Origin of the sequence: Mesotoga sp. UBA5557, assembly GCF_002425715.1 — a bacterium.
Taxonomy (GTDB): Bacteria; Thermotogota; Thermotogae; order Petrotogales; family Kosmotogaceae; genus Mesotoga.
In genome coordinates this window covers 1-16,176 of sequence record NZ_DIMV01000037.1, presented here as the reverse complement: position 1 = coordinate 16,176, position 16,176 = coordinate 1, and the positions used below count along the sequence as shown (strand labels likewise).

Sequence of the window (16,176 nt, the reverse complement as noted above, 5' to 3'; positions counted from 1 at the left end):
CATGAAGAGAAAGAGTATTATTATAACTGGACTAATTCTCGTTTCCCTTGCAGCAACAATCTTTGCAAGCACCGTGAGAATTAAAGGGGATACTGTTCTGGGGTCGCTCCGAAAAGATGTCTTTACTTTTATAGGTAACGTGTCGATAAATAAGGATGGAGACATTTACGTAGAGACTCCTCTTGCAACGGCCACGAAAGGCACAACTGACTGGGAAAGCTTTGTGACTGAAGGGGAGACATTCGTCAAGTTTCAGACCGGTGAGGCAACCGCCTCTTCCCTTGATTACAACCTTGATAAGTCAACCGGCATACTTGTCGGAAATGTTGAAGCGATGATCTACTCAAAGGAAGAAGATGGAAAAAACATAAACATTTATCGGACAGAGATTCTCAACTTCGATCAAAAGAGCGAATATTACGAGGGTTTCGCGAAGGAGACCGAAGAGGCAACTCCCGAACTTATCTTCATCGATTACAAGGGCGACCTCAACGTTGATACCCTTTACTTCGAATACTTTGGAGATACGGGACTCCTGAACCTTAAAGGAAGCGTTTTCGTAGATGACTTCAAGAATAGTAGGAAGATCTGGGCCAGTGAACTGATTTACGATACAAATGACGATTCATTCGAAGGAAAGAGTGTGGAGATAGAGCTTGTTTTCTAGCAGGAGGAAGAGACAATGATTGATGTAAGGTTGATTCGAGAGAATCCGGAGATTGTTAGAAAGGGCCTTGAACAGAGGTGTATGAGCTCCGAACTACTGGACGAAATTGTGAATCTTGAGTCAAGGAGACGAGAGGCTCTTCAAATTGTGGAGCAAAAGAAGGCCGAAAGAAACAGTATATCCTCGGAAATTGCCCGCGCCAAGGCCAGTAAAGACCAGAGTCTTGCTGCTTCTCTGATGGAAAGGGCAAAGGAGATTTCGTCTGAAGTCAAGGACCTGGACAACCGAACTTCTCAAATTGACGAAGAGCTTAGAGAGAAACTCCTGTATCTTCCGAACATCCCCTCAAGCACGACCCCTGTAGGAAAGGGCGAGGAAGACAATGTAGTTCTCAGATTCTGGGGTGAACCGAGAAAAGTTGATTTCGAAATCAAAGCTCACTGGGATTATGGTCCGGACACAGGACTGATTGACTTCGAAAGGGCTGCCAAGATTTCTGGAGCGAGATTCACTATTCTTAGGGGAGATCTCGCAAGGCTTGAGAGGTCAATTGCGAATTTCATGCTAGACCTCCACCACTCGAAGGGATACGAAGAAGTTGCCCTTCCTTTCATGGTGAAGAGGGAGACAATGCAGGCAACAGGTCAGCTTCCCAAGTTCGAAGACGAGGCTTACAGGATAGATCCCGATGATATGTTCATGATACCGACGGCCGAAGTGCCGCTGGTGGCACAACACATGGATGAAATAATAGATAGCGATCTTCCAAAGAAGTACACTGCCTACAGCGCCTGCTTCAGAAGAGAAGCCGGATCTTATGGAAAGGACGTAAGAGGAATGATAAGGGTCCATCAGTTTGACAAGGTGGAGCTCGTCTGGTTCACTCATCCCGACAAGTCCTATGATGCGCTGGAGAGTCTCACTGCCGATGCCGAGGACGTTTTGAAGAAGCTTGAACTCCCTTACAGAGTTGTATCTCTCTGCACCGGAGATATCGGATTTGCATCAGCCAAGACATACGATCTTGAAGTTTGGTTGCCTTCATACAATACATATAGAGAGATCTCTTCCTGTTCAAATGTTGAAGACTTCCAGCCGAGAAGGGCAAACATCAGATTCAGAGACGACGATAACAAACTGAGGTTCGTGCATTGCCTGAACGGTTCGGGACTTGCAGTTGGAAGAACTCTGGTTGCAATAGTGGAGAACTACCAGAGAGAGGACGGAAAAATCGTTGTTCCCAAAGTGCTCGTGCCGTATATGGGACAGGAGGTTATCGGTTAATTGCCGAATGCTTACTTTGTATTGGCAGAAGGTAACACGGTCACTCTTGACAGCGATGAAACGAAGCACCTTAAGGTGATGAGGGCTAATCCGGGAGATGAACTGATAGGTATCGACGGAAGGGGAACTATCTACAGATTCGTTCTTAAAGAGCTGGGAAAGTCGAGTAGTTCTGGAAAGATAATCGAACGAGAATACATAGAACGAGATAAAAAAAGAGTAACTATAGCCGTGGCATCAACGAAGTGGCCACGGCTTCGCATTCTTATTGAGAAAGCTACTGAACTCGGAGTCGATAGAATAGAAGTCTTCAACAGTGTGAGGTCAGTCTCGAGACTAGACGAAAGCAAGACCGCAAAGCTCCTGACCGTAGCCAAAGAGGCCGCAAAACAGAGTGTGAACCCTCGTGTTCCCGAAGTATCTGTTCTGAAGAGTTTCGCCTTGGAAGGATCGCGTAATCTGCTTCTTGACTTTGGAGGAAGAGCAATTAGGGAGATGCAAAAAGATCTTGCTGAGGAACGTAATCTAAGAGTGATTGTTGGACCTGAAGGAGGTTTTACTCAGAAGGAGATTGCGCAGTTGACCGATCATTGCACTTCTATCTCTCTCGGTAGTAGAACGCTTAGAGTGGAGACAGGTGTTATTGTCATTCTAAGTATTATCAATTACTTTCTTGGCAGAATATAGGAGGAAGATGATGATCTTTTCACTGACATTGAATGCAGCGCTGGATAGATTTCTCTACACAGAAAGACTTACAGAAGACGATACCGTAAGGGTAGAGAGAGTGAAGGATTACCCCGCCGGAAAGGGAGTAGATGTGTCTCGAGTAGTAAACGAACTGGGTGGTCACTCTGTATCAATTGCCTTTCTTGGTGGACACACCGGAAAGATAGTAGAGGAAATGCTGGATGAAGAAGGTGTTGTTTATGCAACGGTAAGAAGTGATAAGGAGACGAGAACGAACATACTCATTGAAACGAAAAAAGGACAGTACAGGTTGAGTCTTCCGGGACCTGTTATCTCCAACAGAGAAGTAGACAAGCTGTTCAAGACGGTCGATATTCTGCTTAGAAAGGATGACTATCTGCTATTATGCGGAAGTGTTCCAGAAGGAGTCAGCAACGATATTTACAGGCAGCTGTGTTCAAGAATGAGGGGTATTGGTGTCAACGTCTATATTGATTCCGATAAAGAACCTTTTTCTGAAGGAGTTAAGGCTGGTCCCAAAGGAATAAAGCCGAATACACACGAACTTCAGAGGTTGCTGAAACGAGACTTGAAAGGAGAGTCCGACCTCAGAAGGGCAGTTCAGGAAGTTTCTGAAAAGTACTCGATCGAGGAAGTTCTTCTTACTATGGGTGGAAAGGGAGCTCTTGCACTTCTGAGCGGCAGCCTCTATAGAATAAACGTTCCTGAAGTTCCTGTAAAGAGCGCAGTTGGCGCCGGCGACTCATTCCTTGCCGCCTACTGCATGTCCAGAGAGCTGGGAGAAACAGCAGAGGTTGCGTTGAAAATGGCTGGAGCTGCTAGTTCTGCGGCTGTTATGACTCCGGGTACTGAACTCTGCAAGTACAACGATGTTATTGAACTCCTGCCAAGAATCGAAGTAAAAAGGCTATGATGACTTTCAGCGCGTACCATCAACGTTTCTGCCTGCTTCTTGAAGGTTCCGTGTCTCCTTCATAATGAGAAGGGCGATCGATGTAATAAAGAAAATTTCTCGGTTTTCCTCAAAAGAAAGGGCAAGAAATCAAGTGTTATTGATGGTCTAGTAGAATCTTCTTTGAAAGGTTCCTCCTTGATTCGAAAAGCAAAACAATCGAAGAGACAGAAACAGAAGATATTCTGTATTTCAGCAGAGTCTTTGCGGAAGAGAGAAGCTTTCCGAAGAAACTTCTGAGGAGTATAGCGCTCTATTTCTGTTTTCTCTTGCAACCTTCACTCGCTGCACGTGCTTCCGAGCTTCGTGAGAAAGAAGTATCTTCGGACCGGAAAGGACTTGATAGTTTCCTGGGGCACGACAGACAGGTTATTGACAAACTCGCACAGGCAGGGATCATCCGAACTGACCAGATGATCGAAGCTGCATTTACTCCAGAACTTAGGGAAAGCCTATCTCAACGGACAGGCATCGAAATTCACAAGATAATAGAAAACTTGAAACTTTCAGATCTCTCGCGGTTGAAAGGGATGAAAGGCGTACGGGCAAGACTGTACTATGAGGCAGGTGTGGGTGTTTGCTGCAGAATATAAACAGTGTGGGTACACTTGACAATCTCTCTTCTTGGGAATCGGAACAACTGAGGCTAATGCTGATTTATTTCGTTGAGAAGACTGGCTTTGAAGGAATTCCGCCTCTACCGAAGGAAGTTAGCAGCACTATCGAAGCTGCCAGAGCAATTGGAAGACTCGTCTTATACTGATTTTCCATTTCTTCATTGAACCATTTGACTCCACCAAGTTGATAACCAAGTCTCCAGGTTTCTATTTGGATCATGATAATTCCTATCAAAAAGCCACTCCCTTCGCTAATGTATAATCTTGCATACACGGAGGAGGTGAAGGGATGGTTAAGGATACCGTATTGAAGGAAGATTACGTCGATTGCGTCAATTCTGTTATAGATTACATTGAAGAGAGTCTGTCAGCTCAAGTTACTATCAGCGATCTCTGTGCAAAGACATTCTACTCGCCTGTTCATCTTCAGCGAATCTTCCTCCATACAGTTGGCGAAACCATCGGACAGTATCTCAAGGGTAGAAGGCTTAGCGAAGCGGCTGATAGGCTAGCAACAACTTCAATGCCAATACTCGAAATTGCTCTTCAGTTCGGATATGATTCCCAAGAATCCTTCACCAGAGCATTCAGAAGCAAGTATTTTATTACCCCGGGAAAGTATCGAAGACTCTAACTTCACTTCGCCGTTACCCAGAAGAAGAGACTTCACAGGAGAGACATTTTGAGTCTTGAGGGAGGGATAAGAATGGAACCGAAAATCGTTCACAAAGAAGCATTCAAGGTAGTAGGCCTCAAGTATTGGGGAAACGATCCGGCGAATAATTGTCCGAAGCTCTGGCGTGATTTCATGGAGAGATACTCAGAGATCGAGAATGTTATACCTTCACAGGAGCACTACGGAATAATGTGCACCAGGGAAGAGGATTTCGTTGACGGTAAGTTCGACTACATTGCTTCCGCAGAAGTTTCAAGCCTGGACAAGATACCGGTGGGAATGGTGGGGGCCGAGATACCCGAGGCAACTTACGCTGCCTTTACCCACAAGGGAAAGCTCGACTCACTACAGGATACTTAACGAGTACATATACGGCAAGTGTTTCAGAACTCCGAGTATGAACCTGTCGGACTGAATGAGTTTGAGCTATATGATGGGAGATTCACGGGAGAAGAAGACTCGGAGTTCGATATCTATATACCTTTCAAGAAGAAACAATAAACAAGAAAGAGGGGGACTGGAATACCAGTCCCCCTCTTTCTTAGACGTCAGATATTATGCTTCTTGAGGAATTCCTCGATTATGTCCTCCAAATCGGGCTTCCCAATTTCCTGAAGCTCGTAGCCTATCCTAACTGCCGGTTTCTTTATGTCGATGACTCTTCTCAAGTCTATCGGGGTTCCAATTATGACGAGATCAACGTCTGCCTTGTTAATGGTCTCCTCAAGCTCCTTCATCTGCTTTTCGCCATATCCCATGGCCGGAAGGATTTGATCCAAGTGATTGTACTTCTCGTAAGTCGCAATGAGTGATCCAACTGCATACGGTCTTGGATCGACTATCTCTCCAGCACCGAATTTCTTGGCAGCTACCCAGCCGGCCCCATATCTCATTCCACCATGGGTTAGAGTCGGTCCGTCCTCAACAACCAGTACTCTCTTGCCCTTTATTTCAGATGCCTTGCCCCCCTCTACTGTGATCGGTGAAGCACCATCGACAACGATTGCATCGGGGTTGTGTTTCGCAATATTCTGTCTGACGGTATCGATGTCCTCCGGAGAAGCGGTTTCTTCCTTGTTGATAACGATTACATCGGCCATCATCAGATTTGTGAAGCCGGGGTAATATGTAGTCTCGTGACCGGCTCTGTGAGGGTCAACTACAGTGATAAATAGATCTGTCTTGTAGAAGGAAAAGTCGTTGTTTCCGCCATCCCAGATAATTACGTCTACATCTTCTTTTTCTGCTTCTCTGAGGATCGCCTCGTAGTCAACGCCTGCGTAGATAACTGCTTTACGGTCTATGTGAGGCTCATATTCTTCTCTTTCTTCTATCGTGCATTCGTGTTTGTCGAGATCCGAATAATCGGCGAATCTTTGAACCTTCTGCTTCACAAGGTCTCCATATGGCATGGGATGTCTTATCGATACAACTTTCTTTCCCTTTGCCCTCAGAATGTCTAGGACCCTTCTCGTTGTCTGGCTCTTGCCACAACCTGTTCTAACTGCGCAGATAGAGATTACCGGTTTCGAGGATTTGACCATCGTCTTGCTCGGACCAAGAAGTACGAAGTCTGCTCCGTGAGCATTGGCTATTGCCGCCCTCTCCATAACATATTGATTCGGAAGGTCGCTGTATGCAAGCACTACCTGATCGATCTTGTGCTCGTCAATCAACTTTCCATAGTCATCTTCTGGCAATATCGGGATGCCGTTAGCATAGAGCCTGCCTGCGAGTTCCGCAGGATACTTCTTTCCATCGATACCGGGAATCTGCGTTGCCGTGAAGGCTACAACTTCGAATTCGTCATTATCCCGATAATAAGTATTGAAGTTGTGAAAATCGCGTCCTGCGGCGCCGAGAATCAAAACCCTTTTCTTTTCCAATTTCTACACCTCCGTTTTTATTTAAACTATCCATCAAAATTCTACATTCAAAAGAGCCAATGTACAAAAAAACTCAATTCTCCCACAAACCGATAGAGCTTAATAAATCGCTCCAACTGATCTTATACGCAAGTATGCGTAAGTATGCGCCAGTTTATCCGCCGTTGGCAGCATTGATTATGAGAACTCTTGACTTGGCCGGAATCAACTCTCCCTGCCTTACCAGACGGCCATTCACCATAACCAGAACTGAGACTCTCCCGAGTCGAGTCTCCTCTAAAAGTTCTCCATATGTCAAATCTCTGTCGAAATCCCACTTCCTGTCTCCGTATACAACTTCCAAGAGAGTCACCTCTTCGCTTTAGAACAGATCGGGCAGTCTTCCCTGCGCTCAACCGATATTTCCTCGAATCGGTTTCTCTTCAGATCGAAAGAGAAGACTTCACCTTCATAAGGTCTTTTGTTGAGGTAGCTTATCACGATTGCTGCTTCAAGCAATCCGCCGAAGTAGCTGGCAAACGGCAGTATTCCTTTGGGAGCAGCGGTATCCTTTCTGTTGTCGCCCATGAAACACCTGTAGCATGGCGATTCTCTATCCCTAAACATAGCATAGCCGCTGAAGCCTTCGACTCCAGAATCGACGAAAGGGACTCCATTTCGATAGCACGAATCGTTTATCAGATACCTGGCATCATAGTTGTCAACACAGCTGACAACAATATCCGGTCTTTCAGATCTAATTAGCTCCGGATCAAACTGCTTCCGATAAACTTTTGCGCTTACTCCACTGTAATACTGTGAAATCTTTCGCTCAATAACACTTGCTTTTGAAAGACCTATATCTCCATAATCGTACAAAATTTGTCGGTGCAAATTGTTAAGCTTCACTTCACCGGGCTCAACAATGCAAACATCATCAACCCCGCTATCAAGCAAGGTCTTTATTAGGGGACACCCTAATCCACCTGCTCCAATAACCATCACTCTGCCCTTTCTAATTAACCTGTCAAGACTTACTGGGAGTTCTTTTACGGGGGCTTCGCTCGACGCGTCACTCATCAACTGGAAGAATACATTTGCGGCGATCACCGGAGCGTATATTAACGGTAGAGTGTGAGGAAAAGCAACAATCTTCTTCCCTTCATCTTCTTCAATGCTTATCTCGTCCCCGTCAATGAATTCTATTGTAGCTTTCTGCCTGTAGATCAACGGAGAGTAGAAGGGAAGGATTTTCTGCCTGGGAAAGTCTCCAGTAATCCCGGATAGGCCGCTCCTTATCAACAATTCAGCTATTCGTTCTTCTATCTCACTTGATAGTCCACCGAATGTCTCCCCGGCAAGTCGAAGAAGCAAAGGCTTAGTCACTCCTTCTACAAGTAACTGACGCTCATACCATTTGAAAAGAAAACCTCTCTCTATGTCCATAAGCATCCCTCCAAAGAACTCCGGCTAGCTTTAAGTATAACAAATAAACCTTAATGTCCAGATTGAGAGTCATAATCTTCAAGGGGGTGAAAGTATGAGATACAGAGTAAGGAGTTGTCTCTTCCCAACAAGATACTCGGATAACTGGGAGACGGTTGAAAAACTCCAGCTGCACGAATCGCTTTCTGAAGGTAAATTCAAGCCCTCATCGTCATCAAGGCCTTCCGAGCCAGCCTCCTTAGATCCCGATTACTGGCAGAAAGTTGAGCAACATCTTGAAGAAACCTACTTTGGAAACTCTTTCAGGAGTATTCCCAAGAGCATCCTCGAGGAGTTCATCACAACTGTCCTCAGCTTACCTGACAGATACGTTTACATAGAAAGAAGCAATCACATGTCGGGGATGTAACCCTTGAATTGAGCCCTGTAGAGTCTCGCGTAGTGCCCACCCTTCTCGAGAAGCTCGTCATGAGAGCCTCTCTCAATTATTCCGTCACTTGTAATGACAACTATCTCGTCTGCATTCTTTATCGTTGAAAGCCTGTGAGCAATTACCAGTGTGGTACGGCCTTTTGATAAGGCTTCCAGAGACTCTTGTATCTTGAGTTCCGTTTCATTGTCAAGAGCAGAGGTAGCCTCATCCAGTATCAGAAGCGGAGGATTCTTGAGAAATACCCTGGCAATTGAAATTCTCTGTTTCTGACCACCTGAAAGCATTACGCCTCTTTCGCCGACATACGAATCGTACCCATTTTCCAGGCTCAGAATGAAGTCATGGATATTTGCTCTCTTAGCCGCTTCAACTATCTCTTCGTCTGTAGCGTCGCCCTTGCCATACGCGATATTGTCACGAATGCTTCCTGCAAAAAGGAAAACATCTTGCTGAACTATCCCTATATGGCTTCTTAAGGAATGCAGAGTCACATTTCTTATATCTATTCCGTCTATAGTGATCTTTCCGCTATTGACATCATAGAACCTCGGTATCAGATGACATAACGTTGTCTTCCCTCCCCCAGAAGGGCCGACAAGAGCCACCATTTCTCCTGCTGGAATATGAAGGTTGATATCCTTCAGAACGTTTTCTCCGCCGTCGTATGCGAAAGATACCCCCTCTACTCTTACATCTCCCCTGACATCTGTCAGTTCAATAGCGTCAGGAGAATCGGTGATACTGGATTTTGTCTCCATTATCTCTACAAACCTTTCAAATCCAGACATACCGTCTTCATATTGCTGAGCGAACTGCATAAGTCTTCTTATAGGCTGCAAGAAGAGGTCTACATATAGAAAATAGGCGACAAACGCACCAATCGTTATCTCGCCTGAGTAAGTCAAATAACCTCCAAGAGCGAGCACGGTGACCTTGAGCATGTTCATCATCAGGTCGATACCGGTTGTCATCTCAGCCATTGATTTGAATGCAAACTGTCTCGACTCTTTGAACTCCTGATTCCCAAGATCGAACTTGTTCTTTTCGAATTCCTCGTTGGTGAACGATTGTGCAACCCTTATTCCCGAAATACTGTTTTCCAGTTGAGCATTCACATTGGCAATCTTCTTCCTCACGAGTCTGAATGCCCTTGCCATCTTCTGCCTCTTCTTGATTCCGTACCAAATCATGAAAGGTATGTAAGCAAAGACCACAAGAGTGAGCCTCCAGTCATTCTGCATGAGAATGACGAAAGCTCCGACCAGAGTGACGACCGAAATGAAAAGATCTTCAGGCCCGTGATGAGCGAGTTCAGTTATCTCTCTCAGGTCATTGACGATTCGCGACATTATCTTTCCTGTTCTTACCTTGTCAAAATAACTAAAAGAAAGAGTCTGGAGATGGGAGAAGATATCCTTTCTCATGTTGTATTCCATTCTTACTCCCACAACATGACCCCAGTAGTTGACAATGTAGTTGAAGACGGCCCTCAATATGAACAGCATCGCCATAATCACTGAGATGATCACTATACCTCTCATATTCCCTGATGGTATATAGTTGTCAAGCGCTAATGTGGTGAATCTAGGGAACACCAGATCTATTCCAGCGATCATAAAAGCACAGGCCATGTCAAGTATGAAAAGCCTCAAATGTGGCCGATAATAGGCTATGAACTTTCGAATCATTGTAGGCCTCCTATGTAGTAAGGTAAGCGTCTCAATTCTACATTAGAAAGATCTAGATAACAAGGTTGAAAGGAATCTTCTGAATAGTTGAACTTGAATGGCCCTTTTAGATAGTTCTTCTGAACTCTCTTGGCAAGACTAGATCGCTACCTTTGCTGTTAGAATGAGAAGGAGAGTTAAGAAAAACAGGAGGGAAATCTTGTGCCAAGAGTAGCTGTTTTTATCCAAGAGCCGGTATGGTAGCTCGGAAAAGTATGCGACGTGGATTGCAGAAGAACTGTAGGCAGATCTGTTCGCTGCAGATAGTTTCGATGCCAAGAAGTTTCATAGTTACGAATGTGTTGTCTTCGGCGGCTCTCTCTATGCGAGCGAGCTTATTGGTATAAATGTGATAAATGAGAACTTCGAAACCTTAAGAAATAAGAAGGTAGTTCTCTTCTCGGTAGGAGCATCACCGGCAAGACCAGAAGTATTAGAAGAGATTAAGCTCAAGAACTTAACTCCTGAAATGATATGCCATGCAGAATTTCATTACCTAAGGGGGGCTTTGACTTCAATAAACTGAATATCAAAGACAAAATCCTCATGTCTCTCTTGAGATTAAAGCTTAAGATGAAGAAGAGGCACGGACAAGAATTTTCCGACGATGAAAAAGGGATGCTTGCTGCGTATGAAACGGCCGTCGATTTCACAAAAAGAAAGGCGATCGAACCAATTGTCGAGAGTGTTCGAGAATATCTGGCAGAAAGCACTTGAGACTAAGCGATTTGCCGCATAAGATCAGCTCACCGTGAATCTGTTGGATGAATCAGTAAATGAATTGGCTAAGATTTGCTTCAGAAATCAACAATTGAGGGATATTTGTGTCGAGTTTCTTTCGATCCCATCAGCCTGGAATTTCCTTAGTGGAGTTGCCTTCTGCATAGGTCATAACGTATCATGTCAGAGGCAGCAGCTCATCAAGAAACCAGTGATTTACCGCACTCATGTTAACAATAAATGGCTAGTCAGTTATGACGTAAAATTTAGCTGAAATTGGTGAGATTGGAGGTACTATGTCAAGGATCAGAAAGCTTGAAGAGATTACGTTGAACTCCTGGCCCGCCGCCTACAGCAGGTTGAGGGATGGATGGATAATGAGATACGCCGGCGGATACACAAACAGGTCAAACTCAGTATATCCACTATATGATTCTCACGAATCTCTTTCTCATAAGATCGAAGAGGTCAGATCATTTTACCGTTCCAGGGATCTGCCTCCAATGTTCAAATTGACACAGGAGTCTAAGCCGGTCTTCCTTGACAAAACCCTTGAAGAGATGGGCTTTCAAGAGATAGACAGGGCTCTCGTCATGACTAAGACCTTGGACAGCAAAAGGTTAGATATCTCCGATCTCGATATCTTCCCAACACCGGAAGAAAGATGGCTCGACATCTTTTTCTCACTTAACAAGAGAGCACGGGGTAATAAGTCTTGGGCAAAGAAACTTCTTTCGATGGTAATATCCGAGAGCTTCTTCGTGCTACTCAAGAAGGAGGGGAACGATGTTGGTTGTGGTTTGGCAGTCATTGAAGGAGACCATATAGGATTATTCGGAATAGCTGTCCTCGAAACTGAAAGGCGAAAGGGTTATGGAATACAGATAACCGAGAAACTGCTGGAACTCGGAAAGAAAAGGGGCGCTAGAATCGCCTATCTTCAAGTAGACAAACCTAACATAAATGCGATAAGACTCTATTCAAGAGTCGGGTTTAAGATGGAATACGAGTACTGGTACAGGGTTGATAAGTAGATGCTGCAAAGCATAGACCTTTTCAGCGATTTGACCTCCGGCGAAATAGAAAAAATACTTGTTGGCTCTCGAAGGATGCACTCTTCAAGCAACCAGGTCTTGTACACTCCCGATGATCGGTGCGATTCGCTAAGTCTTGTTCTCGAAGGCAAACTCCGAATATCGAAGTTTTTGCCTTCAGGCCAGGAACAGATTATGAACCGTCTGGAAAAGGGGCAGATGTTCGGCGAGGCGTTGGTTTTTGCAGGAAGAAGGTATGCTTCTTATGTGGTTTCAGAGGTGGATTCGGAGATTCTCAACATCCCCAAGAAAGTGCTTCTGTATGCTTTCAAGAATCAGCGCTTTCTTCTCACTTATCTCAGAAGCATTTCCGAGAAGATCTTGAATCTGTCAAGCATAATCGAGATTCTTTCACTATCCACTGTGAAGAAAAAGATCGCCAGTTATCTGCTTGAATTATCTCTTGAAAAGGACTCCCAAACTTTGAAGCTTCCCTGCACAAAGAAGACTCTGGCCAGTCTAATAGGATCAACGAGAGAGGTGGTGTCCAGAAACTTCTCGGAACTTGAAAGAGACGGGATCATTTCCATGCCTGATAGAAACACAGTGGAGATAAGGAATCTCAAGCGCCTGGAAAACTTGCTTTTCGACTAACTCTCAAGAAGTTTTTCGAGATACTCTTTTACTTTGTAAAGATCTTCGAAAACATCTTTCGAGAAAGACAAATCTAGATGGGCATTCTCTTCATTTCTAACACCCAGCACTTCCATTCCAGCTCTAACGCCACTTCTTATTCCATTTGGCGAGTCTTCAACAACAACACACTCTTCAGGCTTGACTCCAAGAAGCTCCGCAGCTCTGAGATAGATAATAGGTGAGGGTTTAGATTCATGAACTTCATCACCACCCACAACTACCTCGAAGTAATCGAGTACGTTAATCTTTCTCATAAGTTCCTCAATGGCGGCCCTCTCTGTAGATGAAGCTATGGCCAGCTTAACCTTTTCCGACAGGTAAGCGAGAAGGTCGATCAACCCGGGATTTGGTTCTAGAGTCTCCCTTGCAAGCTTCATGTACCTTTCCATGTATCTTCTGCCAAAGTCCTCAGGTTTCATATCTAGTCCCGCCGTTTCTACAACGACCTTCTGGGTCTCTGTCATCTTCAGACCCATCTGCTTTTCAAACAACTCAACACTTATCTTACCGCCCAGCTCGGTTACCAGTTCCGTACATGCCTTTCTATAGACTTTTTCCGAATCGATAATGACCCCGTCCATATCGAATACTACCGCTCTAATCATCTTTTCTCCCTTATGTTCAACAGATTTCTAATATCTGCAGCTGCCCTACTTATGGTCTCTTTTCTTACGTAGATGACGCTGTTAAATGGGTCCACATCTATCAACGATGACTTGAAAAGAAGACCAATGTGATAGGAGATAGTCGACTTTGCAAGTCCAGTGAACTCAACTAAATCTCTCTGCAGGGCGGGCTCGTTATTCAACTTCTTCAAGATCTTGAAACGGGTTTCATCTGACAAGACTTTCAGAAGACTCCTCAACCTTACCTCTTTAGGTATTCTGCCCGAGAAATCTTCAGTAACTTCTTCAAGACCCATTATAAGGAGGTGGAACGTCGGATAAGTCATTACACCGGAGTTTGTGTGGGGCACAGAGTTCTGAAGTGTTATATACAAGGGTTTGGACTCGTCCAGCGTTATGCCATAATAGTCTAGATAGTTCGAGAATGCATCTCTAATCCTCTGAGGAGAACTGTTCTCCACGTACCCTTTTACAAGCCTCATGTTAAGCTCCCTCAATCCACTGCGCTCATAGTAATTCAGGATTTTCAGCGTATTGGAAGAGAGGAAATCCATTGCGGTCTTCGGGAAGAAAAGCAGCTGGTTTATGAACCATACTGTGTCAGCACTTATTCCGCCGATTGCCTCTATAGCCTGCGAGACCTTCTGAGGGTTCTCATGGATCATACGATTAAGTTCATCGTGTGAAATCTTCAGTCTTCTTTCGGCAAAGACACGAATGAATCGATCTCTTATCAGCTTTACGCCTTCCTCAGCTATGTTTAGGCTTTCCTCTATTGTTACGAACATTCCGTCCTGCAGCTTCTGCCTAATTGGAAAGAGTATGGGAGCCATCACACCTAATTCATTCATGAAGGTAATATACATCCTTGTTGACCATTCTGTGTCTCTCAACAAATCCCCTCTGAATTCCATCAGCTGCGTTGATGGCTCATAATCAACTCCGAGTGTCTTAAGCACCTTCTCAACCGGACCAGTGTTGAGCGAGAATTGAATGGCCATCGTCAGATCGTATATCTCGAAGTATCCTGTAATCAATTCCATTACTCTTCACCCTCTTCGTACAGCGTTTCCAATCTCTTAAGTATCTTCTCGAGACGCTCTTTATTAAGTGAAAAGTACACCCTTCTGTGATCCTTACGACTCGTGACAAGAGCCAGCTCACCCAATGTAGAAAGGTGGTAGGAAACGGTCGCCTTCGACAAACCCACAATTCTCGCAAGCTCATCTACGTATTTCGGCTCGTCGGATATCGCCTTAAGAATCTGCATCTTTGTCTGATCGGAAAGATTTCTAAGAAATAATCTGAGAGTGTTGTCGGTTACCACAGGATTCATGATCTCTTCAATCTGTTTCAGGTGCTCACTGAAAACTATGAGTTGGATATCGCAGGCGCTGGCGAACTTGAGGCCCGAATACTTGAGAGTGTTCTGAAATAAAAGGTGAAGAGGCAAATCTTCCCTGGGCCTTATACCGTAGAATTTCAGGAAATCCTCCGCAACTTCCTCGTACTCTTCGGCTCTGAATAGTCTTAGCCTTTCAGCAATCTTGTCACGATTCTTCTTTCTGAGCCCTGATTCTTCATAGTGCTTCTTAAGTTCTCTCAGAGCAAAGATTAGAATCTCCTTAGACTGTTTGGGAAACTTGATCAGTTGAGTGATGAACCAAGTCGTGTTCTCAGAAAGGTCTTCTGCCTTGTCAACGGCCTCCGAAACGATGCTCAAGTCACCGTCTAGCGTCTTCTTCACGTCCTCTTGAGAGAGATTTAGATTGTTCAACAAGATGCTGTCAACCACACACCTTGCCTTTTCTTCAAAACTTTTTCCCAGGCTCTCTATGGCCTCTTCAATAAGAAGCTCGCCTCCGGGCTCCTTTGGAAAATCACAGAAGAATATGACACTGTCCTTTATTTCGGAGAAGACCTCAACAGCCACTCTTATCGACCAGTTATCATTACTTCTAACTCTATCAAGAAATTCGGCAAGTTCTCTTCCTGGTTCGAAATCAAACCCCAGGTCTTGCGAGAGCGCATCGAAGTAACTCTTTCTATCAGCAAACCCACACGCCATTAAAATCTCTACAAGTTCAACGTATCCCGGAATGATTTTCAAGGAATACACCTCTCAAGTTCGACTTGTCTTGAATTATAGCACAGATACAGTTAGAGTAATTTAGAACTGATCTCTCTGTTCTGACTAGACATAGCTCTTAGGCTTTGCAGAACTCGCTCCAACACGAATCTATTCATGCTTATGATCCCTACCATTCAACGATCAGAGAATATAAGGTCCTTAAACGACATATAGTTAGAAATTCATTGTTCGTTAACATTTAAGGTTTGACAATTATCAAACCCAATGCTAAGATCAAAATGTAAGAGATGAATCGAACGCAACGAAAAGGAGGAGTCGATATGAAGAGAGAACCAAAGAGAATACGAAAAGACATTCAGAAAGAAATTGACAAGGCAAGATCGGCTTCTGCAAAACACGGTAATTTCCTGGCGTTCTGAAGAATTTACCAGTAGAATCGCGACATACAAGCAACCCCCCTTTTCCCCCACGGAAAGAAAGATGACTTCGGGTCTCAGCAGAGGCCCTTTTTTCATTCCTTTCAAAGTAGGGGAAGGACCTCCTACTATCAAAAGCAAAGAGACCTTGGTCGCTGATAAAACCACGTTGGCCGTCAACGATCCTCCGTCCTCCGAGAAGAGAGAGGACAAG

Annotated in this window: 20 protein-coding genes; 12 read left to right on the top strand and 8 right to left on the bottom strand. The window is 44.5% G+C overall.

Annotated elements, in window-relative coordinates; translation table 11 throughout:
- Position 1 precedes the first annotated feature (1 nt).
- The 5 genes from B3157_RS04185 to B3157_RS12855 all read left to right on the top strand — a co-directional run bounded on the left by B3157_RS04185 (position 2) and on the right by B3157_RS12855 (position 4,207).
- On the top strand, positions 2-667 hold the full coding sequence (locus B3157_RS04185; RefSeq protein ID WP_099829623.1) for an LptA/OstA family protein: 666 nt from the start codon (positions 2-4) through the stop codon (positions 665-667).
- A 15-nt stretch (positions 668-682) separates the two neighbouring features.
- Positions 683-1,951, top strand: coding sequence for a serine--tRNA ligase (gene serS / locus B3157_RS04180; protein WP_099829622.1), 1,269 nt, complete (start codon positions 683-685; stop codon positions 1,949-1,951).
- Positions 1,952-2,638 carry an RsmE family RNA methyltransferase gene (locus tag B3157_RS04175; protein ID WP_214060259.1) on the top strand — a complete coding sequence of 229 codons (687 nt, stop codon included), beginning with the start codon at positions 1,952-1,954 and terminating at the stop codon, positions 2,636-2,638.
- A 10-nt stretch (positions 2,639-2,648) separates the two neighbouring features.
- The gene (locus tag B3157_RS04170) at positions 2,649-3,575 is read left to right on the top strand and encodes a 1-phosphofructokinase family hexose kinase (RefSeq protein WP_099829620.1); all 927 of its coding nucleotides are present in this window, start codon (positions 2,649-2,651) and stop codon (positions 3,573-3,575) included.
- A 308-nt stretch (positions 3,576-3,883) separates the two neighbouring features.
- Positions 3,884-4,207, top strand: a complete 324-nt coding sequence (locus tag B3157_RS12855) for a DUF4332 domain-containing protein (protein WP_214060260.1) — start codon at positions 3,884-3,886, stop codon at positions 4,205-4,207.
- Between the two features lie 64 nt (positions 4,208-4,271).
- Here the strand turns inward: B3157_RS12855 and B3157_RS04165 are convergent, their stop codons facing one another.
- Complete coding sequence (locus B3157_RS04165) at positions 4,272-4,466, bottom strand: hypothetical protein (protein WP_214060261.1); 195 nt, start codon at positions 4,464-4,466, stop codon at positions 4,272-4,274.
- A gap of 54 nt (positions 4,467-4,520) precedes the next feature.
- Between B3157_RS04165 and B3157_RS04160 the strand changes: the two genes are divergently transcribed.
- Positions 4,521-4,865, top strand: coding sequence for a helix-turn-helix domain-containing protein (locus B3157_RS04160; RefSeq protein WP_099829617.1), 345 nt, complete (start codon positions 4,521-4,523; stop codon positions 4,863-4,865).
- Positions 4,866-4,937: 72 nt separating this feature from the next.
- On the top strand, positions 4,938-5,267 hold the full coding sequence (locus B3157_RS04155) for a GyrI-like domain-containing protein (protein ID WP_099829616.1): 330 nt from the start codon (positions 4,938-4,940) through the stop codon (positions 5,265-5,267).
- Positions 5,268-5,455: 188 nt separating this feature from the next.
- Here the strand turns inward: B3157_RS04155 and B3157_RS04150 are convergent, their stop codons facing one another.
- The 3 genes from B3157_RS04150 to B3157_RS04140 form a co-directional block, all read right to left on the bottom strand.
- Complete coding sequence (locus B3157_RS04150; protein ID WP_214060262.1) at positions 5,456-6,793, bottom strand: cyclic 2,3-diphosphoglycerate synthase; 1,338 nt, start codon at positions 6,791-6,793, stop codon at positions 5,456-5,458.
- Between the two features lie 154 nt (positions 6,794-6,947).
- A complete protein-coding gene (locus B3157_RS04145) occupies positions 6,948-7,136 on the bottom strand; it encodes a hypothetical protein (RefSeq protein WP_099829614.1) in 189 nt (62 codons plus the stop codon).
- A 5-nt stretch (positions 7,137-7,141) separates the two neighbouring features.
- Entirely contained in the window at positions 7,142-8,218 is a 1,077-nt protein-coding gene (locus B3157_RS04140; protein ID WP_102819047.1) for a HesA/MoeB/ThiF family protein, read from the bottom strand.
- 94 nt (positions 8,219-8,312) lie between these two features.
- Between B3157_RS04140 and B3157_RS04135 the strand changes: the two genes are divergently transcribed.
- Positions 8,313-8,627: a hypothetical protein gene (locus tag B3157_RS04135; RefSeq protein ID WP_214060263.1), complete on the top strand. Its 315-nt coding sequence runs from the start codon at positions 8,313-8,315 to the stop codon at positions 8,625-8,627.
- Here the strand turns inward: B3157_RS04135 and B3157_RS04130 are convergent.
- Entirely contained in the window at positions 8,609-10,339 is a 1,731-nt protein-coding gene (locus B3157_RS04130) for an ABC transporter ATP-binding protein (RefSeq protein WP_214060264.1), read from the bottom strand. The genes B3157_RS04135 and B3157_RS04130 overlap by 19 nt on opposite strands.
- Positions 10,340-10,628: 289 nt before the next feature.
- On the opposite strand from B3157_RS04130, the gene B3157_RS04125 reads away from it, so the two are divergent.
- From B3157_RS04125 to B3157_RS04110, 4 genes are all read left to right on the top strand, one after another.
- Complete coding sequence (locus tag B3157_RS04125; protein WP_292589085.1) at positions 10,629-10,904, top strand: flavodoxin domain-containing protein; 276 nt, start codon at positions 10,629-10,631, stop codon at positions 10,902-10,904.
- A gap of 47 nt (positions 10,905-10,951) precedes the next feature.
- Positions 10,952-11,095 (top strand): hypothetical protein, encoded by a 144-nt coding sequence (locus tag B3157_RS04120; protein ID WP_292589054.1) that lies wholly within the window; start codon positions 10,952-10,954, stop codon positions 11,093-11,095.
- Positions 11,096-11,394: 299 nt separating this feature from the next.
- Positions 11,395-12,132 (top strand): GNAT family N-acetyltransferase, encoded by a 738-nt coding sequence (locus B3157_RS04115; protein WP_102819045.1) that lies wholly within the window; start codon positions 11,395-11,397, stop codon positions 12,130-12,132.
- The gene (locus B3157_RS04110; RefSeq protein ID WP_214060265.1) at positions 12,133-12,786 is read left to right on the top strand and encodes a Crp/Fnr family transcriptional regulator; all 654 of its coding nucleotides are present in this window, start codon (positions 12,133-12,135) and stop codon (positions 12,784-12,786) included.
- Here B3157_RS04110 and B3157_RS04105 read toward each other — a convergent pair.
- The 3 genes from B3157_RS04105 to B3157_RS04095 are packed head-to-tail and all read right to left on the bottom strand — an operon-like array spanning position 12,783 to position 15,564.
- Positions 12,783-13,433, bottom strand: a complete 651-nt coding sequence (locus tag B3157_RS04105; RefSeq protein WP_214060266.1) for an HAD family hydrolase — start codon at positions 13,431-13,433, stop codon at positions 12,783-12,785. The two genes, B3157_RS04110 and B3157_RS04105, sit on opposite strands and share 4 nt — an antisense overlap.
- Positions 13,430-14,497 carry an ArsR/SmtB family transcription factor gene (locus B3157_RS04100; protein WP_214060267.1) on the bottom strand — a complete coding sequence of 356 codons (1,068 nt, stop codon included), beginning with the start codon at positions 14,495-14,497 and terminating at the stop codon, positions 13,430-13,432. Before B3157_RS04100 ends, B3157_RS04105 begins: the two co-directional genes overlap by 4 nt.
- A complete protein-coding gene (locus B3157_RS04095) occupies positions 14,497-15,564 on the bottom strand; it encodes an ArsR/SmtB family transcription factor (RefSeq protein WP_292589050.1) in 1,068 nt (355 codons plus the stop codon). The genes B3157_RS04100 and B3157_RS04095 overlap by 1 nt, the downstream gene beginning before the upstream one ends.
- Between the last annotated feature and the right edge of the window lie 612 nt (positions 15,565-16,176).